Source organism: Hoeflea sp. 108, from assembly GCF_000372965.1.
Taxonomy (GTDB): domain Bacteria; phylum Pseudomonadota; class Alphaproteobacteria; order Rhizobiales; family Rhizobiaceae; genus Aminobacter.
In genome coordinates, this window is record NZ_KB890024.1 from 1238113 (window position 1) to 1260727 (window position 22615).

General features: G+C 63.6%; 22 protein-coding genes. 16 read left to right on the forward strand and 6 right to left on the reverse strand.

The features are described from left to right. Positions 1 to 18: 18 nt before the first annotated feature. Together fabI and B015_RS0106115 are read left to right on the forward strand one after the other, a co-directional pair. Positions 19 to 837, forward strand: a complete 819-nt coding sequence (fabI, locus tag B015_RS0106110; RefSeq protein ID WP_018426787.1) for an enoyl-ACP reductase FabI — start codon at positions 19 to 21, stop codon at positions 835 to 837. Between the two features lie 36 nt (positions 838 to 873). Continuing rightward, positions 874 to 1461, forward strand: a complete 588-nt coding sequence (locus B015_RS0106115) for a histidine phosphatase family protein (RefSeq protein WP_018426788.1) — start codon at positions 874 to 876, stop codon at positions 1459 to 1461. 20 nt (positions 1462 to 1481) lie between these two features. Here the strand turns inward: B015_RS0106115 and B015_RS0106120 are convergent, their stop codons facing one another. Continuing rightward, the gene (locus tag B015_RS0106120) at positions 1482 to 1730 is read right to left on the reverse strand and encodes a DUF1344 domain-containing protein (RefSeq protein WP_018426789.1); all 249 of its coding nucleotides are present in this window, start codon (positions 1728 to 1730) and stop codon (positions 1482 to 1484) included. 280 nt (positions 1731 to 2010) lie between these two features. On the opposite strand from B015_RS0106120, the gene aroC reads away from it, so the two are divergent. The 3 genes from aroC to B015_RS0106135 all read left to right on the forward strand — a co-directional run bounded on the left by aroC (position 2011) and on the right by B015_RS0106135 (position 5409). Continuing rightward, entirely contained in the window at positions 2011 to 3108 is a 1098-nt protein-coding gene (gene aroC / locus B015_RS0106125; RefSeq protein WP_018426790.1) for a chorismate synthase, read from the forward strand. 94 nt (positions 3109 to 3202) lie between these two features. Continuing rightward, a complete protein-coding gene (gene ribB, locus B015_RS0106130; RefSeq protein WP_018426791.1) occupies positions 3203 to 4300 on the forward strand; it encodes a 3,4-dihydroxy-2-butanone-4-phosphate synthase in 1098 nt (365 codons plus the stop codon). Positions 4301 to 4425: 125 nt separating this feature from the next. Continuing rightward, complete coding sequence (locus tag B015_RS0106135; RefSeq protein WP_018426792.1) at positions 4426 to 5409, forward strand: hypothetical protein; 984 nt, start codon at positions 4426 to 4428, stop codon at positions 5407 to 5409. Positions 5410 to 5460: 51 nt separating this feature from the next. Here the strand turns inward: B015_RS0106135 and B015_RS0106140 are convergent, their stop codons facing one another. Together B015_RS0106140 and B015_RS0106145 are read right to left on the reverse strand one after the other, a co-directional pair. After that, the gene (locus tag B015_RS0106140) at positions 5461 to 6675 is read right to left on the reverse strand and encodes an MFS transporter (RefSeq protein ID WP_018426793.1); all 1215 of its coding nucleotides are present in this window, start codon (positions 6673 to 6675) and stop codon (positions 5461 to 5463) included. 106 nt (positions 6676 to 6781) lie between these two features. Then, positions 6782 to 8002, reverse strand: a complete 1221-nt coding sequence (locus B015_RS0106145) for an MFS transporter (protein WP_018426794.1) — start codon at positions 8000 to 8002, stop codon at positions 6782 to 6784. Positions 8003 to 8156: 154 nt separating this feature from the next. On the opposite strand from B015_RS0106145, the gene B015_RS0106150 reads away from it, so the two are divergent. The 8 genes from B015_RS0106150 to B015_RS0106185 all read left to right on the forward strand — a co-directional run bounded on the left by B015_RS0106150 (position 8157) and on the right by B015_RS0106185 (position 15455). After that, positions 8157 to 8768: a TetR/AcrR family transcriptional regulator gene (locus B015_RS0106150; protein ID WP_040456057.1), complete on the forward strand. Its 612-nt coding sequence runs from the start codon at positions 8157 to 8159 to the stop codon at positions 8766 to 8768. A 115-nt stretch (positions 8769 to 8883) separates the two neighbouring features. Then, a complete protein-coding gene (locus B015_RS0106155) occupies positions 8884 to 9810 on the forward strand; it encodes a histone deacetylase family protein (protein ID WP_026226955.1) in 927 nt (308 codons plus the stop codon). Between the two features lie 3 nt (positions 9811 to 9813). Next, complete coding sequence (locus B015_RS0106160; protein WP_018426797.1) at positions 9814 to 10065, forward strand: exodeoxyribonuclease VII small subunit; 252 nt, start codon at positions 9814 to 9816, stop codon at positions 10063 to 10065. A gap of 111 nt (positions 10066 to 10176) precedes the next feature. Then, positions 10177 to 10443, forward strand: a complete 267-nt coding sequence (locus B015_RS0106165) for a DUF2277 domain-containing protein (protein WP_018426798.1) — start codon at positions 10177 to 10179, stop codon at positions 10441 to 10443. 49 nt (positions 10444 to 10492) lie between these two features. Beyond that, entirely contained in the window at positions 10493 to 11413 is a 921-nt protein-coding gene (locus tag B015_RS0106170; protein ID WP_018426799.1) for a pirin family protein, read from the forward strand. An 84-nt stretch (positions 11414 to 11497) separates the two neighbouring features. Continuing rightward, positions 11498 to 13411, forward strand: coding sequence for a 1-deoxy-D-xylulose-5-phosphate synthase (gene dxs / locus B015_RS0106175; RefSeq protein WP_018426800.1), 1914 nt, complete (start codon positions 11498 to 11500; stop codon positions 13409 to 13411). 41 nt (positions 13412 to 13452) lie between these two features. After that, the gene (locus B015_RS0106180; RefSeq protein ID WP_018426801.1) at positions 13453 to 14217 is read left to right on the forward strand and encodes a TlyA family RNA methyltransferase; all 765 of its coding nucleotides are present in this window, start codon (positions 13453 to 13455) and stop codon (positions 14215 to 14217) included. Next, complete coding sequence (locus B015_RS0106185; RefSeq protein ID WP_018426802.1) at positions 14214 to 15455, forward strand: class I SAM-dependent RNA methyltransferase; 1242 nt, start codon at positions 14214 to 14216, stop codon at positions 15453 to 15455. Before B015_RS0106180 ends, B015_RS0106185 begins: the two co-directional genes overlap by 4 nt. A 14-nt stretch (positions 15456 to 15469) precedes the next feature. Here the strand turns inward: B015_RS0106185 and B015_RS0106190 are convergent, their stop codons facing one another. The 3 genes from B015_RS0106190 to B015_RS0106200 form a co-directional block, all read right to left on the reverse strand. After that, on the reverse strand, positions 15470 to 16483 hold the full coding sequence (locus B015_RS0106190; protein ID WP_018426803.1) for a DUF4274 domain-containing protein: 1014 nt from the start codon (positions 16481 to 16483) through the stop codon (positions 15470 to 15472). Positions 16484 to 16639: 156 nt separating this feature from the next. Continuing rightward, positions 16640 to 18052, reverse strand: coding sequence for a metalloprotease TldD (gene tldD, locus B015_RS0106195; protein WP_018426804.1), 1413 nt, complete (start codon positions 18050 to 18052; stop codon positions 16640 to 16642). An 85-nt stretch (positions 18053 to 18137) separates the two neighbouring features. Continuing rightward, the gene (locus B015_RS0106200) at positions 18138 to 18656 is read right to left on the reverse strand and encodes an invasion associated locus B family protein (protein WP_018426805.1); all 519 of its coding nucleotides are present in this window, start codon (positions 18654 to 18656) and stop codon (positions 18138 to 18140) included. Between the two features lie 387 nt (positions 18657 to 19043). On the opposite strand from B015_RS0106200, the gene coxB reads away from it, so the two are divergent. The 3 genes from coxB (at position 19044) to B015_RS0106215 (ending at position 22613) form a co-directional block, all read left to right on the forward strand. Then, on the forward strand, positions 19044 to 19910 hold the full coding sequence (gene coxB / locus B015_RS0106205; protein ID WP_018426806.1) for a cytochrome c oxidase subunit II: 867 nt from the start codon (positions 19044 to 19046) through the stop codon (positions 19908 to 19910). Positions 19911 to 19946: 36 nt separating this feature from the next. Next, a complete protein-coding gene (gene ctaD / locus B015_RS0106210) occupies positions 19947 to 21596 on the forward strand; it encodes a cytochrome c oxidase subunit I (protein ID WP_018426807.1) in 1650 nt (549 codons plus the stop codon). Between the two features lie 75 nt (positions 21597 to 21671). Next, on the forward strand, positions 21672 to 22613 hold the full coding sequence (locus tag B015_RS0106215) for a heme o synthase (protein WP_018426808.1): 942 nt from the start codon (positions 21672 to 21674) through the stop codon (positions 22611 to 22613). Positions 22614 to 22615: the final 2 nt, after the last annotated feature.

Genomic DNA, 22615 nt, shown 5'->3' on the forward strand with positions numbered 1-22615 from the left:
GCATTGGAGTGCGCTCACATGGCGGGTGGACAGGGCCTGATGGCCGGCAAGCGCGGCCTTATTCTCGGCGTCGCCAACAACAGATCGATTGCCTGGGGCATCGCCAAGGCCTGTTCCGACCAGGGTGCGGAACTGGCGTTCACCTATCAGGGCGATGCGCTGAAGAAGCGCGTCGAGCCGCTTGCAGCTGAAATCGGCGCTTTCGTCTGTGGCCATTGCGATGTGACCGACATGGCCAGCATCGACGCCGTGTTCGAGACGCTGGAAAAGAAGTGGGGCAAGCTCGACTTCGTCGTCCACGCCATTGGCTTTTCCGACAAGGAAGAGCTGACGGGCCGTTATGTCGACACCAGCCATGGCAACTTCCTGAAAACAATGGACATTTCGGTCTACTCCTTCACGGCGATCGCCCAGCGCGCCGAGAAGCTGATGACCGACGGCGGCTCGCTTCTGACCATGACCTATTACGGTGCCGAGAAGGTGATGCCGAATTACAACGTCATGGGCATCGCCAAGGCGGCGCTCGAAGCGAGCGTGAAGTATCTGGCCGTCGACCTTGGGCCGAAGAACATCCGCGTTAATGCGATCTCGGCCGGTCCGATCAAGACGCTCGCAGCGTCCGGCATCGACGACTTCCGCTACATTCTCAAGTGGAACGAATACAACGCGCCGCTGCGCCGCACCGTGTCGATCGACGAGGTTGGCGATTCTGGCCTGTATTTCCTGTCGAACCTGTCGCGCGGCGTCACCGGCGAAGTGCATCATGTCGACTCGGGCTACCATGTCGTCGGCATGAAGGCGGTCGACGCGCCCGACATCTCGACCGTCAAGGACTGATCCGACAGCAACCGCTCAGCCCTTGCCCTGCCCGGTATGACACCGCTCATCTATTTTGTGCGCCACGGCCAGACGGCCTGGAATGCAGAGCAGCGCCTGCAGGGCCAGGCCGACACCGACATCGATGCGCTCGGCCGCGAACAGGCCGACCGCAACGGTGCGAAACTGGCCGAGCTGATCGCCGATCCGGAAAACTTCGACTTCGTCGCAAGCCCGATGCGTCGGACGCGCGAGACGATGGAGCGCGTTCGCGGCGGCATGGGGCTGGACCCCGGCGTCTACCGGACCGACACGCGCCTGGTCGAGGTCAATTTCGGCGACTGGCAAGGCTACACATTCGCCGAGCTGGAGCAACGCTCGCCCGGCGCTTCGCAGGCGCGCCGCCACGACAAGTGGGATTTCGTGCCGCCCGGCGACTATGCCGAAAGCTACGCGATGCTGACCGAGCGCGTGCGACCTTGGCTCGAAGCTGTTCGCCAGCCGACGGTCTGCGTCACCCATGGCGGCGTGCTGCGCGCCATCTTCCGGCTGGTCGGATCCATGCCCAAAAACGAAGCCGCGGCCCTGGAGATTCCCCAGGACCGCGTGCTGAAAGTCGAAAACGGCCGCCTCGACTGGCTTTGAGCCGTCGGCCGGTGGGCTGCCTACTGCGGCAACTGCATGTCGGTGATCAGGTTCTCGCCGCCGACCACGTCATAGGCCAGGAGCACGTCCATGCCTGGCTTGATGTTGTCGACGTCGAACTCGCCCGGCAGCTTGTAGGACTTGCCATTATCCAGGGTGATGATCGCCTTGTCCTTGTCGATGGACTTGACCTGGCCTTCGGCCTCGGCGGCGAACGCTGCGCCTGACATCATGAGCACGGCGGCAACGGCGCCAATAAGGGTACGCATTATCGTCCTCTTTTCCTCTGCGCCTCTCCCAAGGCGAACGATTGATGAGCGGGCAGGAAGGAAGCAGAAACCAAGCGAATGTGTCAAAACTAAATCGCCTGCGATCACAGTTTGACCACCGCTAATATGGGCCAATCCGGCGTGGCGCATCTTTGTCGTAGCGCAAGCGACGCTCCATTTCCCTGTGGCGCATGATCTCGTCCGAAAAGCAATTTTACTTTTCCAGGTCATGCGCTAGAACCCCGCCATATGCCGGCAAGGAGCCGGGAAGGGCCTGTCCATGTCGCACAACACCTTCGGCCATCTGTTCCGCGTCACCACCTGGGGCGAAAGCCACGGACCGGCGCTCGGCTGCGTGGTCGATGGCTGCCCGCCCGGCATCCGCTTCATGCTGAAGGACATCCAGGACGAGCTCGACAAGCGCAAGCCCGGACAGTCGCGCTTTGTCACCCAACGCCGCGAGCCCGACGAGGTGAAGGTGCTGTCGGGTGTCATCACCGACGAGGATGGTGAGACCCTCATCTCCACGGGCACGCCGATCTCGATGATGATCGAGAATGTCGACCAGCGCTCCAAGGATTATGGCGAGATCGCCAGGCAATATCGTCCGGGACATGCCGACTACGCCTATGACGTGAAATATGGCCTGCGCGATCACCGCGGCGGCGGCCGCTCCTCGGCGCGTGAGACGGCTGCCCGTGTCGCTGCCGGCGCCATCGCCCGCAAGATCGTGCCGGGCCTCGTCGTGCGCGGTGCTCTGGTGTCGATGGGGACCAAGGATATAGATCGCGCCAACTGGGACTGGGATTTCATCGGCAGCGCGGAAAATCCGTTCTTCACCCCTGATGCTGCCTCTGTGCAGGTGTTCGCCGATTATCTCGACGGCATCCGCAAGGCGGGTTCGTCGGTTGGTGCGGTCATCGAGATTGTTGCCGAAGGCGTGCCAGCCGGCCTCGGCGCGCCGATCTACGCCAAGCTCGACCAGGACATCGCCTCCAACCTTATGTCGATCAACGCCGTTAAGGGCGTCGAGATCGGCAACGGCTTCGAGGCGGCACGTATCACCGGTGAAGAGAATGCCGACGAGATGCGCATGGGCAATGACGGCCGGCCGATGTTCATGTCCAACAATGCCGGGGGTATATTGGGCGGCATCTCGACGGGACAGGATGTGATCGCGCGTTTCGCGGTCAAGCCGACCTCGTCGATCCTGACGCCGCGCAAGTCGATCGATAAGGACGGTAAGGAAGTCGACGTCATGACCAAGGGCAGGCACGACCCCTGCGTCGGCATCCGCGCGGTGCCGATCGGTGAAGCCATGGTCGCCTGCGCCATTGCCGACCACTATCTGCGCCATCGAGGACAGACGGGAAAGTGAGCGAATGGCGAGTAGTGAGTAGCGAATGGTGCGGTTTCGCTCTATTCGCTACCCACTATTCCCTATTCGCCAGAACGAGCGAAGCGAGCACGCCATGCCATACGACCAGAAGAAAACTGTCGAAGCGCTGAGGGCTTTCGAGCGCGGCGAAATCGTGGTCGTCATGGATGACGACGGGCGCGAGAACGAGGGCGACCTGATCGTCGCCGCCGTGCACTGCACGCCCGAGAAGATGGCGTTCATCGTCCGCCATACCTCCGGCATCGTCTGCACGCCGATGCTCAAGGAAGACGCCCGCCGGCTCAACCTTGCGCCGATGGTCGCCGACAACGACTCGGCCCACACCACGGCCTTCACCGTCAGCGTCGATTTCAAGCACGGCACCACGACCGGCATCTCGGCCGACGACCGCACGCTCACCGTGCGCAATCTTGCCAACCCCAATGTCGGCGGTGGCGATTTCGTCCGCCCTGGCCACATCTTCCCGCTGATCGCTCGCGAGGGTGGAGTGCTTATGCGCTCGGGTCATACCGAGGCAGCGGTCGACTTGTGCAAGCTCGCCGGCCTGCCGCCGGTCGGCGTCATCTCCGAACTGGTCAATGACGACGGCACGGTCATGCGTGGCCCGCAAGTGGCTGCCTTCGCCGAGAAGAACGGGCTGAAGCAGGTGTCCGTCGCCGACCTGATCGCCTATCGCCAGCGCCAGGAAACGCTGATCGAGCGCGTCAGCACCTTTGACATCGACACCCCCGCCGGCAAGGCCAAGGCGATCACCTACACGCTGCCGTGGGACTCGATGCACCACCTCGCCATCGTCTTCGGCGACATCCGCGACGGCGAGGAAGTGCCGGTGCGCCTGCACACAGAGGACGTCGTCACCGACGTGTTCGGTACCAGCAACAAGCTTGCCGACATCATGAAGAACTTCGGCGAGTGCAACCGCGGCGTGATCGTCTATCTCCGCGAAGGTTCGGTCGGCGTGTCCAATCTCGGCCGCAATCGGCCTTCGGCGGAGCGCGAGGACCACGAGGAGGCGCGTCGCCGCGAGGACGAATGGCGCCAGATCGGTCTCGGCGCGCAGATCCTGAAGGACCTCGGCATTTCGTCGATCAACCTGATCGCCTCGCGCGAGCGTCACTATGTCGGCCTCGAAGGTTTCGGCATCCGCATCGCGAAGACCGAAATCCGCTAGCGTCTTGCTGCAAGGCGCAATCGCCTTGCGGCGCACAATGCAGTCCGGTGGACGGTGCCGGCGCTGCGGTTGACTTCCTCTGGACGCGGCGCATTCTCTTGCTCTCTCTTGGGGGAGAGTCGGGTATGTGGGACTTCAGCATAGGCCAAAGCCTGTCGATCATGGTACGTACCTGGCCGTTCATCGTGCTGCGCATGGTCGTCTATTTCGGCATCACGCTCGCCTACATCGTGGCGATGGGCGCAGGGGCCGGCATCGGCTACGGCGTCGGCCATGTGATGGCCGATCCCGACGGTCCGGTGTCCTTCGCGCTTTGGGGCGGCATTGCCGGTTTCGGCGTGGTTTCCGTCGCGGTCTACTGGGTCCGCGAATACATTCTCTATCTGGTCAAGGCCGGCCATATCGCCGCCATGGTCCATCTGATCGACGGCCGCGAGATTCCCGGCGGCCAGAACCAGATCGTCTATGCGCGCGAGGTCGTCACCGAACGCTTCACCGAAGCGAGCGTGCTGTTCGTGCTCGACCAACTGGTCAAGGGCGCGGTGCGCGCGATCACCGGCCTGATCGGCGGCATCGCCGCGTTCCTGCCCATTCCCGGCCTCGACGGCCTGGTCAGGTTCGCCAACACGGTGATCCGCATGTCGCTGACCTATGTCGACGAGATCATCCTCGGCTACAACATCCGCATCGGCAGCAATTCGCCGTGGCAGACGGCGCGCCAGGGCATCGTGCTCTATGCCCAGAACGGCAAGACGATGGTCAAGAACGCGATCTGGCTGTCGCTCGTCGTCTGGGCGCTGTCGCTGCTGATTTTCCTGTTCATGCTGGCCCCTGCCGGCGCCATTCTCTACTTCATGCCGGGCGAGATGGCGGGCTGGGGCTTCGTGCTGGCCATCGTCTTCGCCTGGGCCTTCAAGGCGGCGATCATCGAGCCCTTTGCCGTGGCGTCGCTGATGCAGGTCTATTTCAAGGTGATCGAGGGGCAGGCGCCCAATCCGGAATGGGATCGCAAGCTCGAAGAGGTTTCGTCCAAGTTCCGCGAGTTGAAGGAAAAGGCCTTCGGCTCGGGCGAGGCCTCGCGCTGGGACGGCGCGCCCCGCCGCGCCTGACTACGTCGGAAAACGGTCCGCGCGAGCGACTGCTCTGCGGACCCACTTCCTTCATTCCGCCGGTTGAGCTGCAGCAGGTGCGATGCGGAGCGACCGGCCGAGCGACCGCTGGCCGAGGAAGGTAACGACCAGCGCAATGAAGCCCGCGACCAGCGAGACCATAAAGCCGCTGCTCGCGCCCATATGATCGATGATCCAGCCCGAGGCTGATGAGCCTGCGGCCATGCCGATGCTGATGCCGGTGACGGCCCATGTCATGCCCTCGGTGAGCTTGGAGGAGGGGACGACTTTCTCCACCAGCGCCATCGACAGGATGATGGTCGGCGACACGGCAACGCCCGCCAGGAACAGCACGACTGACAGCACGGTCACGTTGTCGACCACCAGCAGCGGCAGAGTCGTCAGGGCCGCGAGCGCGATCGCAATCAATAGCTGCCGCGCGAGCGGCATCTTGAGCTTCATGGCGCCGAAGACGAGGCCGGCGACGAGCGAGCCGGCAGCGTAGGCGGAAAGCGCAAAGCCCGCGGACGCCTTGTTGCCCTGGGCCTCGGCAAAGGCCACGGCGGTGACCTCGGCTGTGCCGAAGATGGCGCCGATGGCAATCAGCGTGAGCACCAGAATCTGGACGGGGCCGAGCCAGATCACGGATTTGCCGTCTCTGCGATCCTGCGCATGAACAGGCGGTTCGGTCGAGCGCTGGGCGGCGAAGAGCAGGCTGCCCACGCCCAGCAACACGGTCGCGACCAGAGGGCCGGCCTCCGGGAAGAAGCCGACGCTGAGACCGATGGCAACGATCGGACCTGTCATGAAGATCACCTCGTCCATGATCGATTCGAACGCGAAGGCCGTGTGTAGATGTGGCGTGTCGCGGTAGATCTCGGTCCAACGCGCGCGCACCATGGCGCCCATGATCGGGGTGACGCCTGCGAGTATCGCGAAGGCGAAGAGGACCCAGTTGGGCGCGTCGTAGCGCGTCGCGAGCATCAGCCCGGACAGCGCGATCACCGCGATGGCCGCGCTCGGCAGCAGGATGCGGACCTGGCCATAACGATCGATAAGCCTTGCGACCTGCGGCGCGACGACAGCGCTGGACAGGGCAAAAACGGCAGCGACGGCGCCGGCAAGCCAGTATTCGCCGCGGGCCTCCGACAGCATGGTCACGATGCCGAGCGTGACCATGGACATGGGCACGCGCGCGACGAAGCCGGCGGCGGAGAAGGCCTTGGCGCCGGGCGCCTTGAAGATTTCGCTATATGGATTGCGCATTTTTGTCACCGGGGACGGAGATATCCGAGATTTCAAAGGCAGTCGAGCCGCCAGACCTGGCGGCTCGTTGATGCTGACAGAACGTTGTTCCTTGCCGAGCGGGGGCTTATTCCGCCGCCTGTGGTGCAGCGCCCATCAATTCTACTTCGGGACCGCCTGCGAGAGCTTTCTGGCCGAGCAGGACCACAAGGAACGACATCGTGCCTGCGGCGATCGACACCCAGAAGCCGTTCTGGGCACCGAAGGTGTCGACGACCCAGCCTGCCACGAAAGCGCCCAGGGCCATGCCGATGCCGATGCCGGTCATCACCCAGGTGATGCCTTCGGTCAGCATGGCCTCGGGAACCCGGCGTTCGATCAGGCCGAAGGCCATGATGAAGGTGGGCGAGATCGCGACGCCGCTGACGAAGATGGCAAGCGCCAGCAACGGCACCGTGTCTGCGACCAGCAGGGGCAACGTTGTCAGCGCCACGACGGCAATCGAGATGGCGAGCAGGCGCTGCTTCGGTGCCTTGAGGTTCAACGCGCCGACGATCAGGCCGACGATGAGCGAGCCGGCGGCATAGACGCCGATGACGAGGCTGGCGGCAGTGGGCTGTCCCAGCTCCTTGGTGATCGCCACGGCACTGACTTCGGCGGTGGCAAAGATCGAGCCGACGAAGATGAGCGCCAGCGTGATGATCTGGACCGGGCGCAGCATGATGGCCGAGCCGCCGCTCGCGAGCTCAGATGGTCTTACCTTGGGTTCGCTCGACCTCTGCAGGATGAAAGCCGCCATGCCCAAAGCCAGGAACAGCGTGCTGGCGAGCATGCCCGCTTCGGGGAACAGGGCCACGCTCAGGCCAACGGACAGTGAGGCGCCGGCAATATAAACCATTTCGTCGGCGACAGATTCAAAGGCGAAGGCCGTGTTGAGTTCGGGGCGGTCGCGGAAGATTTCAGTCCAGCGAGCCCTGACCATGGCGGGCACGCTCGGCATTGCCGCAGCGATGAAAGCGGCGACGAACAGCGTCCAGGCCGGCCAGTCATAATGGGCTGCAATGAGCAAGGCGGCAAAGGCGAGGACGGAAATGACAGTGGTGGGCAGGGCCACTGCTGTCTGGCCAAGCCGGTCGATGCGGCGCGAGATTTGCGGGGCAGCGAACGCGTTGGTCAGGGCGAACGTGGCCGAGACGGCGCCGGCCAGCCAATATTCGCCGCGCGTCTGCGACAGCATTGCGACGATGCCGATAGGGGCCATGGCGATCGGCAGGCGGGCGACGAAGGCTGCCGCTGCGAAGCCTTTGGCCCCCGGGACTCTGAAGATTTCACCATACGGATTGTGCATCGGAGCACTCCTGGAAATTCGAGGACTCGCCATTTACATACGCGGCGTATGTGAAGAGCTAATTGCATACGCGCCGTATGTCAATTACCATACGCCTCGTATGTGAAAGAAATATACGCCACGTATGTGAATGAGATCCGACGAGGAAGAAGCCATGAAGCCAGCGCACAAACCCCGTAGCGAGATGATTGCCGAAACGCGCGCCAAGCTGATCGCGTCCGCGCGCAAGGCATTCGCGACAGTGGGTTATGCAAACGCTTCGATGGACGACTTCACGGCCGAAGCCGGGCTGACACGTGGCGCGCTTTATCACCATTTTGGCGACAAGAAGGGGCTGTTCGAAGCCGTGTTGGCTCAGATCGACCATGAAATGTCCTCGCGCCTGACCGCCATCTCCGCCATGGCCAGGACGCGCTGGCAGGGCTTTGTCGATGAGAACATCGCTTACGTCGAAATGGCGCTGGAGCCCGAAATCCAGCGCATCGTGCTGCGCGACGGTCCGGCGGTTCTCGGCGACCCGGCGCAGTGGCCCAACGCCAACGCCTGCATCCTGTCGATCACGGGCAACCTTGTCGCGCTGAAGCAAGAAGGTGTCCTGCGCGACATCGATCCCGAGGCGATGGCGCGCCTGATAAGCGGTGCTTCGCTCTACGCCGCGCAGTGGATCGCCACTTCCGACGACCCCGATGCGACGTCGAAGAAGGCAGTTCCGGCATTCCGTGCGCTCATGGAAGGGCTGCTGGTAGACGGCAGGACGACGGTCTGAATGCGAGCCTTGTCCTGGCAGGCCTTGGCTGGAGCATCATGAATCCCGCCCATTTTCCCCAGGGCTTTGACAGGTATTGCGTGGTCTGGCCGGCCATAGCTGATAAGGTGGGGTGATGACCACGCGGCTCTACACCCATCCGATCTATCTCGAACACCTGACGCCCGCCGGCCACCCTGAGCGGCCAGACAGGCTGCGCGCCATCCAGCGCGTGCTCGACGACGAGCCGTTCGAAAGGCTCGACCGCGTCGAGGCGCCTGAGGGCGATGAGCAGACGATTCTCTATGCCCATCCCGAACCATTCGTCGAAGGTATTCGCCGCAAGGTGCCGGAGGAGGGCATGGCGCGGATCGACGGCGACACTGTGCTGAGCCCCAAGAGCTGGCAGGCTGCGCTGACGGCGATCGGTGCCGCCAATGCTGCCGTCGACGATGTCTTTGCCGGCAAGGCCGACAATGTCTTTGTCGCCTCGCGCCCGCCGGGGCATCACGCCGAAAAGACCACGGCGATGGGCTTTTGCCTGTTCAACAACGCAGCCATCGCCGCCCGCTATGCTCAGAAGCGGCATGGCGCCGAACGTGTCGCCATCGTCGACTGGGACGTGCACCACGGCAACGGCACGCAGGACATTTTCTGGGACGATGCGAGCGTGCTCTATTGCTCGACCCACCAGATGCCGCTGTTTCCCGGTACCGGCGCCAAAGGCGAGGAAGGCGTCGGCAACATCGTCAACGCGCCGCTGTCGCCCGACACCGGCAGCGACCATTTCCGCGAGGCGTTCCGCTCACGCGTGCTGCCGGCGCTAGACAGTTTTGCGCCCGACCTGATCATCATCTCGGCCGGTTTCGACGCGCATCATCGCGACCCGCTGGCCGAGATCAACCTCACCGAAGCCGATTTCGACTGGGCGACGGGGCAATTGATGGACCGTGCCGCAAGGCATTCGTCAAACCGCCTCGTCAGCCTGCTCGAGGGCGGCTATGACCTGCAAGGGCTGGCCTTCTCCGTTGCCGCCCACGTGACCCGCCTGATGAAAGGATGAACCATGGCCGTTGAGCCCAATGACGAAATCAAGGCGATGAGCTTCGAGCAGGCGTTGGCTGCTCTTGAAAAGATCGTCGATGACCTCGAGCGTGGCGACGTGCCGCTCGACCAGTCGATCAAGATCTACGAGCGTGGCGAAGCGCTGAAGGCGCATTGCGACCGGCTGCTGAAGTCGGCCGAGGACAAGGTCGAAAAGATCCGCCTGTCGCGTGACGGCAAGCCTGTCGGCACCGAGCCGCTCGACGCGGAGTGAGCGAATACAGTCCGAGCTGCCGCGGCAGCGGCAGCCGGATGGCTTGACCTCGCGGCACGTTGCGCCCAGTTTTGGCATACCCATACGGTTCATGAAGCCCGGGAGCAGGCGATGTGCCGCAACATCAAGACATTGTTCAATTTCGATCCGCCGGCGACGCATGACGAAATCCGTGATGCCGCACTGCAGTTCGTCCGCAAGCTGAGCGGGACGACAAAACCGTCGAAGAAAAACGAAGAGGCGTTTCACCGCGCAGTGGACACCATTGCCGAAGCGGCGCACGAATTGCTGCATTCGATGGAAACACACCAGCACCCTCGCAACCGCGAGGAAGAGGCCGCCAAGGCCAAGGCGCGCTCGGCGCTGAGATTTGCCTGAGCGGGCGGAACGGGCGGCGGACAGGTTTCAATCAGCTGAGGATACAGTCATGAGTTTTTTCCCGGCCGAAGACCCGACACCGGGCGACGCTTTTTCCTGCGATCAGATCGAGCTGATGGTGGTGCCCAACGCCAAGGACATTGACGGCTTCCAGGTGCGCCGCGCGCTGCCGACGGCAAGGCGCAGGCTGGTCGGGCCCTTCATCTTCTTCGATCGTATGGGGCCGGCGATCCTGCGGGCCGGGCATGCGCTCGACGTGCGCCCGCATCCGCATATCGGCCTCGCCACCGTCACCTATCTTTTCGATGGCAAGATCAGGCATCGCGATTCGCTCGGCACCGAGATGGTGATCGCGCCCGGTGACGTGAACCTGATGACCGCCGGCCGCGGCATCGTCCATTCCGAGCGCACGCCGGAAGAACTGCGCGGCGCGCCGATGTCGATATCGGGCCTGCAGACCTGGCTGGCCTTGCCCGACGCCAAGGAGGAGACCGCGCCGATGTTCGAGAACACCGCTGCCGCGGTGCTGCCGACCTTCGATGCCGACGGCGCTTCCGGCCGTCTCATCATCGGCGAGTTCAAGGGCCTGAAGTCACCGGTGCGCCAGGCATCGGACACGCTTTATGCCGATATCAAGCTGGCGCCGGGCGCGAAGATCAAGATCCCCGCCGACGCCGAGGAGCGCGCCATCTATACGCTCGGCGGCGAACTCGACATTCTCGGCGACCGGTTTCCCATCGAGCGCCTGCTGGTGTTCCGTCCGGGCGACGAGATCGTTGTCTCGTCGGAGACTGGCGCTCATTTCATGCTGTTCGGCGGCGCTTCGCTCGGCACCAGGCGTTACATCTGGTGGAACTTCGTCTCGTCGTCGCGGGAGCGCATCGAGCAGGCCAAGAACGAATGGAAGACCGGCCGCTTTGATATCGTTCCAGGAGATGAGGAGGAGTTCATCCCGCTGCCCGAGGGCTAACGCCAGCCCCAGGGCGCGGCACCTCCACGCATTTACTTTCGCAGCCCATGGCCGTATCTGCCGAAGTTCAACTGGTGCGGATTGATGAACGCGAAGCCCGAAACGCCCCTGCTCGACAAGGTCCGCCTGCCGGCCGACCTGCGCGCTCTGAACGAAGCCCAACTGCCGCAGCTTGCCAGCGAACTGCGCGCCGAGCTGATCGACGTCGTGTCGCAGACCGGTGGCCATCTCGGCGCGGGCCTTGGTGTGGTCGAGCTGACGGTGGCGCTGCACTATGTTTTCGACACGCCCGGCGACCGCATCATCTGGGATGTCGGGCACCAGGCCTATCCTCACAAGATCCTGACCGGCCGGCGCGACCGCATGCGCACACTGCGCCAGGAGGGCGGGCTTTCCGGCTTCACCAAGCGGGGCGAGAGCGAATACGATCCCTTCGGCACCGCGCATTCCTCGACCTCGATTTCGGCCGGCCTCGGCATGGCCGTGGCGCGCGATCTCCAGGGTGGCAGGAACAACGTCATCTCGGTTATCGGCGACGGCGCCATGTCCGCCGGCATGGCCTATGAGGCGATGAACAATGCCGGCTCGCTCGACGCGCGCCTGATCGTCATCCTCAACGACAATGACATGTCGATTGCCCCACCGGCGGGTGCGATGAGCGCCTATCTGGCGCGCCTTGCGTCCGGCCGCACCTATGCCGGCGTGCGCGAGCTTGGCAAGAAGCTGACCTCCTATCTCGGCCGCCGCGTCGACCGGGCGATCACCCGCGCCGTCGAGCATGCGCGCGGCTTCGTCACCGGCGGCACGTTGTTCGAGGAGATGGGTTTCTTCCACATCGGCCCCATCGACGGCCACAATCTGGAGCACCTGATTCCGGTGCTGAAGAACGTCCGCGACAATGGCACCGGGCCGGTGCTGATCCATGTCGTGACCCAGAAGGGCAAGGGCTACGCACCCGCGGAAGCCGCCGCCGACAAATATCACGGCGTCAACAAGTTCGACGTCATCACCGGTGCGCAGGCCAAGGCGCCGGCCAACGCGCCCGCCTACACCAAGGTCTTTGCAGAGAGCCTGATCCAGGAGGCGCGCGAGGACGAGAAGGTCATTGCGGTCACCGCTGCTATGCCCTCGGGCACCGGGCTCGACCTGTTTGGCGAGGCGTTTCCGTCGCGCACCTTCGACGTGGCCATCGCCGAGCAGCATGCGGTCACCTTCGCCGCGGGGCTTGCGACCGAGGGCTTCAAACCGTTCGTCGCGATCTATTCGACCTTCCTGCAGCGGGCCTACGACCAGGTGGTCCACGATGTGGCGATCCAGAAGCTGCCGGTGCGCTTCCCCATCGACCGAGCCGGTTTCGTCGGTGCTGACGGGCCGACCCATTGTGGCGCCTTCGACACGGCCTATCTCGCCTCGCTGCCGGATTTTGTCGTCATGGCGGCCGCCGACGAGGCTGAACTGCGCCACATGGTGCGCACCGCGGCCGAGTTCGATGAAGGCCCGATCTCGTTCCGTTACCCGCGAGGCAACGGCGTCGGCGTCGACATGCCCGCGCGGGGAGAGGTACTGGAGATCGGCAAGGGCCGTATCGTCAAGGAAGGCACCAAGGTGGCGCTGCTGTCCTTCGGTACCCGTCTCAAGGATTGCCTGCTCGCCGCCGAAGAACTCGGCGCTGCCGGCCTGTCGACGACAGTTGCCGACGCGCGCTTCGCCAAGCCTCTGGACGAGGAGCTGATCCGTCGCCTGGCGCGCTCGCACGAGGTGCTGGTCATGGTCGAGGAAGGCTCGGTTGGCGGCTTCACCAGCCAGGTGCTGGACTTCCTTGCGCGCAATGGCTTGCTCGACAGTGGCCTCAAGGTGCGTCCGATGACGCTGCCCGACCGCTTTGTCGATCATGCCAATCCCGACAAGATGTATGCCGATGCCGGACTGGACTCGGCGGGCATCGTGCGTGCCGTGTTCGCAGCTCTTGGCAAGTCGGCACAGGCGGCGCGCGCCTGACCGGCGCTTGCGTTGCGGTCGCGCATTCGTCATTGAAAGCCATGGACAACTCTAGGCAAGCAATCGCCAGCCTGAGGCTCGACGAGCTGCTCGTCAGCCGCGGGCTGTTTGCCAGCCGCTCGCGCGCTCGCGATGCGGTGGCGCGCGGGGCCGTGACCGTCGATGGCCAACCGGCGAAAAAGCCGGGGCAGACCGTTTCGGCTGATGTAGAGATTGAGGTCCACGATCCCGCACAGGCCTATGTGTCGCGCGCAGCACTCAAGTTGATCGCGGGGCTCGACCGTTTTGGCTTTGATCCGACTGGTGCCCAGGCGCTCGACATTGGTGCCTCCACCGGCGGTTTCACGCAGGTGCTGCTCGAACGCGGCGCCGCTCATGTCGTGGCGATCGATGTTGGCCATGGCCAGATGGGCGCCGGTCTGAAGTCCGATCCACGCGTGACCTGCCTCGAGGGTCTCAATGCGCGCAGCCTGACATCTGATGATCTTGGCCGCCGGACGCCCGATTTCCTGGTTTCGGACGTCAGTTTCATCTCGTTGCGCCTGGCGCTGCCCAATGCGCTCGAGCTGGCTGCGCCAGGCGCAAAAGGCGTGTTCCTGGTCAAGCCGCAGTTCGAGGCTGGGCGCGAGGCGATCGGCAAGGGCGGCCTGCTCAAGAACCCGGCCGACGGACCGCGTGTCGCCGAGGAGCTTCGTGCCTGGCTCGACACCGTGCCCGGCTGGCGTGCAATCGGCATCTGCGCTTCGCCGGTCGAAGGCGGTGACGGCAATCATGAATTTCTGCTCGGTGGAGTGAAGGATCGATGACGACCAGGTTCGAGATTGCGCGTCTTGGCGCGCATGGCGACGGCGTCGTCGATGCCAATGGTGGCCACATCTTCATTCCCTTCACGCTGCCCGGCGAGACGGTGACGGCCTCTCGTGACAAGGATCGCGCGCAACTGCTCGCCGTGCTCGAGGCGTCGCCGGAGCGCATCGAGCCCGCCTGCCGCCACTTCACCGAATGCGGCGGCTGCGCCATCCAGCATCTCGAAGACGGTGCCTATCGCGAATGGAAGCGCGGGCTGGTTGCCCATGCGCTGAAGGCGAGGGACATCGAGACGCCGGTTGGCGACCTTGTCGCCTGTCCGCCGCGCAGCCGCAGGCGCGCCGCGTTCACCGCCCGCAACACCGAGACCGGGATGCATCTCGGCTACAACAAGGCGTTTTCCCACACGCTTGTCGACATCGAGGAATGTCCGGTGCTCCTGCCTGGCATCGTCGAGGCGGCCGGCACCCTTCGCCATCTCGCCGGGATCATCGCCAACACGTCGAAGCCTTTCAGATTCCTGGTCACCTCGACCGAGTCAGGCTTCGATGTTGCCGCCAGCGATTGCGGCAAGCCGACCGAGGCGATCCGCCGTGCGGCAACCGATTTCGTCATCAAGTCGAAGATTGCCAGGCTCTCCATCGACGGCGAGATCATCGTCGAGCCGGTCAAGCCGGTGCTGACATTCGGCACGGCAGTGGTGACGCCGCCAACCGGTGGTTTCGTCCAGGCCGTGGCCGATGCCGAGCAGACGATGGCTTCGCTCGTTACCGGGCATCTGCGCAAGGCCAAGAAGGTCGCCGATCTCTATTCCGGCAGCGGCACCTTTTCGCTCAGGCTTGCCGCCAATTCGGAGGTCCATGCAGTGGAGGGCGATGCGGCTTCGCTTGCGGCACTCGATCGCGGCTTCCGCTTCGCCGGCGGACTCAAGCGGGTGACCGTGGAGCGCCGCGACCTCGACCGTCGGCCGATGACCTTCAAGGAACTCAATGCCTTCGACGGTATCGCCTTCGATCCGCCGAGGGCAGGGGCGGAAGACCAGTGCAAGCAGATCGCCCGGTCCGACGTGCCTTATGTCGCGGCTGTGTCGTGCAATCCGGCGACGCTCGCGCGGGATCTCAGTATTCTGATCGACGGCGGTTACACGCTGAAGAGCGTCACGCCCATCGACCAGTTCCTCTGGTCGCATCATGTCGAAGCGGTGGCATTGCTGGAGAAGCTGAAGCGCCGACGCTGATCTGAGAAAACCTCTCAGCGGACGAGATAGAGCCCGTCTTCACGGACCTCATAATGCGTCGAAAGCGCGTCGCGTCCCTCGAACGGTGTCGAAAGCAGATGGACCGGCTGCGGCCACGGAACAATGTGTCCTCGCGCGTCGAGTTCGGCTGCGCGACGCACCAGCATGTCGAGGGTCGCACGCTGGTCGTTGTCATGGCCGACGCAGGAGAGATTGAGGCGGGAAATGGGATACAACCCGACTTCGGAGCGCTCGCAGACCGTCCTGACGATTGCCTGAACATGATGGGACCAGTCTTCGTTCTGCTCCATGGTCTCCAGTTGCTTGTAGGCATAGGCCCCGATGTGGGCAATGGTCAGCGCCGCGGTGGCGCGGTCGCAATCCGGCTGCCTGACGATCCAGTCGATGATGTCGAGCGTTGCGCCGTGGTCGAAGCTCAGTCCACCGGCAAGCAGGTGCCAGAGATCCGGGTCGCCGTTGCCCGGCAGCCATTCGCCGATCTGGTCGACCGGCTTGAACAGTTGCGCGGCGTGGCCTTCCGGGGGCTGTGCCTGCGTCGTCAACTGAGCGCTGTCCGTTAGCGGCACGACCGCATGGCTTGTCCGCGCATCCGGCTCGTCGCTTACAGGTTGATCCAGCGTGACGCTGGAATCCTCGCCGACCATCCTCCTGATATATTCGAGGATCATCCGCTCGCTCTCGGAAACGGTGCGGCAGGCTGCCCGGAACGAGCGATCGTCGAGTGTTATGGCCGCCTGGGCAAGTTCGGCAAGACGGGCCTCCTCGCGCGTCAGCCTGTCCGGCGAGAACGGCCGGTCGCCGCGCGCCTGCTGGATTGCCCAAGGAATGATCGAATTGGCCTGCCCGCCGCCGATCGAGAGTTGTGGCATGCTGATCGCGGCGCGGCGTTCGGCAAACGAACGGCGCGCCTGTTCCTTCGCCCGCCGCGAATAGATGCGATAGGCAATCAAGATGGCGGCCGCCAGGCTGGCGGCATACCATGCTCCGATCGGCACACTATCAAGCATCGCAAATGCTCCGGCGGCTGCGGCCCCAGATGTATCAGGATATTCTTGAATACTGGTTTAGAGATTCGGTCCAGAGGGCTTGGGGCGCCGCGCGTGCGAACCGACGCTCCAAGTGCTTGAATCTGCGCCGTGGCGGACGATCCGCCGCCGAAACGATCAGACCCGCGTGCCGCCGACGGTCATCTGGTTCATCCGCAGGTGTGGCTGGCCGACGCCGACCGGCACGCCCTGTCCGGCCTTGCCGCACATGCCGATGCCGGTATCGAGCTTCATGTCGTTACCGACCATGGTGACCCGATGCATGGCGTCGGGACCGTTGCCAATCAGCATCGCGCCCTTGATCGGCTGGGTCACCTTGCCGTCCTCGATCATGTAGGCCTCGGTGCAACCGAACACGAACTTGCCCGAGGTGATGTCGACCTGGCCGCCGCCGAAGGACACGGCATAGATGCCGTTCTTGACCGAAGCGATGATCTCTTCCGGCGTCATGTCGCCCGAGGTCATGTAGGTGTTGGTCATGCGCGGCATCGGCTGGTGCGCGTAGGATTCGCGGCGGCCGTTGCCGGTGGCGTTCATGCCCATCAGGCGGGCATTCTGCCGGTCCTGCATGTAGCCGACCAGCTTGCCGTCCTCGATCAGCACGTTGCGGGCGCTGGGCGTGCCCTCGTCGTCGACCGTCAACGAGCCGCGGCGCTCGGCGATCGTGCCGTCATCAACGACGGTGACGCCCTTGGCTGCGACCTGCTGGCCCAGAAGTCCGGCGAAGGCGGAGGTCTTCTTGCGGTTGAAGTCGCCTTCGAGGCCGTGACCGACGGCCTCATGCAGCATGACGCCCGGCCAGCCGGAGGACAGAACGATATCGAAGGTACCGGCCGGCGCAGGGATGGCTTCGAGATTGACCAGTGCTTGGCGCAGCGCTTCGCTGGCGGCCGTCTGCCAGCTGTCTTCGGTCAGGAACTCGTCGAAATTCTTGCGTCCGCCCGCACCATAGGAGCCGCTCTCCTGGCGGTCGCCGTCGCCGACGATCACCGACACGTTCATGCGAACCAGCGGGCGAATGTCGCGCACCACCTGGCCGTCGCCCCGCAGGATCTCGACATGCTGCCAGGACGAGGCGAGCGAGGCGGTGACCTGCCGGACGCGTGGATCCTTTTCGCGCAGCCAGGCGTCGATCTCCTGCAACAGCTTGGCCTTGGCCTCGAAGCCGGGCGAGTTGATGGGGTTCTCTTCGCCGTAGAGATGACGGTTGGTGCGGGCCGGAGCAGCGGCGAGCGTGCCGCTATAGCCGCCCTTGACGGCCGAGACCGCATCCGAAGCGCGCAGCAGTGCCGCTTCCGACAGGTCGCTCGAATGGGCGTAGCCGGTGGCCTCGCCGGCAACCGCGCGCAAACCAAAACCCTGGTCGGTGTTGAAGTTGGCGGTCTTCAGACGTCCGTTGTCGAACATCAGCGCCTCGCCCTCGCGATATTCGACGAAGAGTTCGCCGTCATCGGCGCCCTCGATCGTCTCGGCGACGATCTTGCGCACGCGGTCTTCTGAAATGTCGAACTGGCTGAGCAGGGTGGTCATGGCGCGTCGCCTCCGAAACGGGGAACTGATTAGTCCCGATGTAGGCGACGCGGAGGCTCCGGACAATGTCTCCGGCGCCAGGTGTTTACGGCAGTGCCGCGAAACCTTCGGCGAAGCCGGTCAGGTCGACGGGGATGCCGATGCCTTCCTCGGGGGTCTGGAAGACGATGAAGGTGGCGGACTTGCCGGTCTTCAGCGTGTCGAGCAGCTGCTTTTCGAGGATCACCTCGGCATAGCAGCCGTCCTGGAAGCAGCGGACGAAATAGGCGCGGCCGATATCTTTCTGGTCGACATTGAGGCCCAGGCCGTTGGGAAGCAGCACGCCGAGCGGCGCGAGCACGCGCAGGATTTCGGCCTTGTTGTCGGCGGTGCGCAGCACGACCACCGAAAGGCCCATTTCCGGGCGGTCTTCGGCGATGACGTTCTGCATCATCACGCATTGTTCGTTGGTGGCGCCCGCCGGCCTGTCGCAGATGATCGACCATGCGCCATGGGTGGACTTGACCGTGCCGCTCTGCTGCTGCTGGGCGCCGGCGCTGACAGGTGCCAGGAAGGCGACAGCGACCAACACCTTCGCCAAGGTTCCAAACAGCCCAGACTTCATGACGGCTCCATTGCGAATCACGACAATTCAGGTCGTGCGGTCTGCAAGTAAATAACAAGACGGCCGCTTCGCCATCCTGCTAACTCGGTTTTTCCATTCATTCGGGGTCAATTTGGCCCGAATTGCGACGCCTTTTTTGGGCATAGCTTAAAACATGCGGGCAAATTGCCTCGTCCGCACGCGCGTGACAACCAACTAGCGCCAAACGGGTCGCGGCGCCAGCCCGCGAGCTTGCGCGCAAAAATGCCGCATGAGTTACGCCTCTGCTTCCTTGCGGTTATAAAGAGAGTATGGTTTGAACCACCGAACGTCTCCGGGATTCCCATTCCGGAGCGGCACGATGTCCTTGCGGCTACGCCCGCACGGAAATGGGAGATACTGAGGGCGATGAGAAAGATCTTTGCTAGCGCCGTCGCGGCGACTGCTTCCCTTGCCAGCGTCGCGGCCTATGCGGCTCAGCCGACGCCTTGGCAAACCACTTTCCAGCCGGCCGCGACCGGCATCATGGAACAGATCACCTGGTTCGAGCACTACACTTTGTGGTTCATCGTTCCGATCACGCTGTTCGTTCTGTTCCTGCTGGCCTATTGCATCTTCAGGTTCCGGGCGAGCGCCAATCCGACGCCGTCGCGCACCAGCCACAACACGCTGATCGAGGTCGTCTGGACCGTCGGTCCGGTTGTGATTCTGCTGTTCCTGGCCATTCCGTCCTTCCAGCTTCTGACGGCGCAGTATTCGCCCGTCGAGGAGCCGAAGCTGACGATCAAGGCTACGGCCAACCAGTGGAACTGGGACTACGAATACCAGGTCGAGCAGCCGCTTTCGTTCAACGCGGCCATGCTGACCGACGCCGATCGCGCCGCTGCCGGCAAGGAAGACAAGGCTGTCTATCCGCGTCTTCTCGCCGTCGACAACGAAGTGGTCGTTCCGATTGGTCAGGTCGTTCGCGTTCTGGTCACAGCTTCGGACGTGATCCACGCTTTCGCCATGCCGGCCTTCGGCATCAAGGTCGACGCTGTTCCGGGTCGCATCAACGAGACCTGGTTCAAGGCTGACAAGGAAGGCCTCTATTACGGCCAGTGCTCCGAGCTTTGCGGCAAGGATCACGCCTACATGCCGATCGCAATCCGCGTCGTCAGCGACGCTCAGTACAATACGTGGCTGGCCGCCGCGAAGTCCGACCTGCCGGGCGCCAACAAGGCGCTGATGGCCGAGACGGACGGCGTGGCCAAGGTCGCGGCCGCCGGCAACTAAGCCGCGGCGGAATAAGATCAGGGAACGGAGCGGAATATGGCAGGCGCTGCAGCTCACGACCACCACGACCACAGGCCGACTGGCTGGGTCCGGTGGGTGTACTCCACCAACCACAAAGATATCGGAACGCTCTATCTGATCTTCGCGATCATGGCGGGCTGCGTCGGCGGATTCCTGTCCGTCATGATGCGCTGGGAGCTCGCTGAGCCGGGCATCCAGATTTTCCACGGGCTGGCCTCGATGGTCTACGGCGTAGAAGGCGATGCGGCCATCGACGCCGGCAAGAGCATGTTCAATGCCTTCACCACGGCCCACGGCCTGGTCATGATCTTCTTCATGGTCATGCCTGCGCTGATCGGTGGTTTCGCCAACTGGATGGTTCCGATCATGATCGGCGCGCCTGACATGGCGTTCCCGCGCATGAACAACATCTCCTTCTGGCTGCTTCCGCCGGCTTTCATCCTGCTGATCCTCTCGGCGTTCATGCCGAGCGCTCCGGGCGCCCACGGCGTCGGCGGTGGCTGGACGATCTATCCGCCGCTCTCGACCTCGGGGCAGCCTGGTCCGGCCATGGATCTGGCGATCCTGTCGCTGCACATCGCCGGCGCGTCGTCGATCCTCGGTGCGATCAACTTCATCACCACGATCTTCAACATGCGCGCTCCGGGCATGACGCTGCACAAGATGCCGCTGTTTGCCTGGTCGGTGCTGATCACCGCCTTCCTGCTGCTGCTGTCGCTGCCGGTTCTGGCCGGCGGCATCACGATGCTGCTCACCGACCGTAACTTCGGCACGGCGTTCTTCGCACCGGAAGGCGGCGGTGATCCGATCCTGTTCCAGCACCTGTTCTGGTTCTTCGGTCACCCTGAAGTGTACATCCTGATCCTGCCGGGCTTCGGCATCGTCAGCCACATCGTGTCGACCTTCTCGCGCAAGCCGATCTTCGGTTATCTCGGCATGGCCTACGCCATGGTCGCCATCGGTGCAGTCGGCTTCGTCGTGTGGGCCCACCACATGTACACCACCGGCATTTCGCTCGACACGCAGCGCTACTTCGTCTTCGCCACGATGGTCATCGCGGTGCCGACGGGCGTGAAGATCTTCTCGTGGATCGCCACCATGTGGGGCGGCTCCATCTCGATGAAGACGCCGATGCTGTGGGCGATCGGCTTCATCTTCCTGTTCACGGTTGGTGGCGTCACCGGCGTGCAGCTGGCCAATGCCGGCCTCGACCGCTCGCTGCATGACACCTACTACGTGGTTGCGCACTTCCACTACGTGCTGTCGCTGGGTGCCGTGTTCGCGATCTTCGCGGCCTGGTACTACTGGTTTCCGAAGATGACCGGCTATATGTACTCGTCGGTTATCGCCAACACGCACTTCTGGGTGACGTTCGTCGGCGTGAACCTGATTTTCTTCCCGCAGCACTTCCTTGGCCTCGCCGGCATGCCGCGCCGCTACATCGACTATCCGGATGCGTATGCAGGCTGGAACATGGTGTCGTCCTACGGCTCCTACATCTCGGCCGTCGGCGTGCTGATCTTCCTGTTCGGCGTCTTCGAAGCCTTCTCCAAGAAGCGCGTCGCTGGTGCCAACCCCTGGGGCGAGGGTGCGACCACTCTCGAATGGCAGCTGCCTTCGCCGCCGCCTTTCCACCAGTGGGAACAGCTGCCGAAGATCAAGTAAGGCACTGACTGAAAAACGAAGCCGCCGGTCAATCCGGCGGTTTCTGCCAAACGGAACGACTGGACGTAAGTACGCATGGCCCTTGTCCGAAACAGCTTTGAAGACCAGACCTTCCGCATGTCGGAAGCGACGGCAGGCGATTTCTTCGCCCTGCTGAAGCCGCGAGTCATGTCGCTGGTCGTCTTCACCGCGTTCGTCGGCATGGTGGCGGCGCCCAACACGATCAACCCGTTCCTCGCGGTGGTGGCGATCCTGGCGATCGCCATCGGCGCCGGCGCCTCGGGCGCGCTCAACATGTGGTATGACGCCGACATCGACAAGATCATGACCCGCACGGCCACCCGTCCGGTGCCGGCGGGCAGGGTCAAGCCGGGCGAAGCGCTGACCTTCGGTCTGGTCCTGTCGGTGCTTTCGGTGATGACGCTTGGCGTCCTCATCAACTGGCTGTCGGCCGCACTGCTTGCCTTCACCATCTTCTTCTACGCCGTCATCTACACGATGTGGCTGAAGCGCTGGACCCCGCAGAACATCGTCATCGGCGGCGCGGCGGGCGCGCTGCCGCCGATGATCGGCTGGGCTGCCGTCACCGGTTCGGTCAGCCTGGAGAGCTTCGTGCTCTTCCTCATCACTTTCCTCTGGACGCCGCCGCATTTCTGGGCGCTCGCTTTGTTCAAGTCGCAGGATTATGAACGCGCCGGCATCCCGATGATGCCGAACGTCGCGGGCGAGGCCTCGACGCGTCGTCAGATCTTCGCCTATTCGCTGCTGCTCGCCCCTGTTGGCGTGCTGCCCTGGATGCTCGGCTACACCACCATCGGCTACGGTATCGTTTCGCTCACCCTCGGCATCGGCTTCGTCTGGTATGCCTGGAAGGTGCTGCGCATGCCCGACAGTGATCGCGTGATGAAGCCGGCCAAGGCCCTGTTCGCCTATTCGCTGCTTTATCTGTTCGTGATCTTTGCAGCCTACCTGGCCGACAGTGTCATCGAGCGCGTCTTTGCGCTTGGAGGTGCATGAAC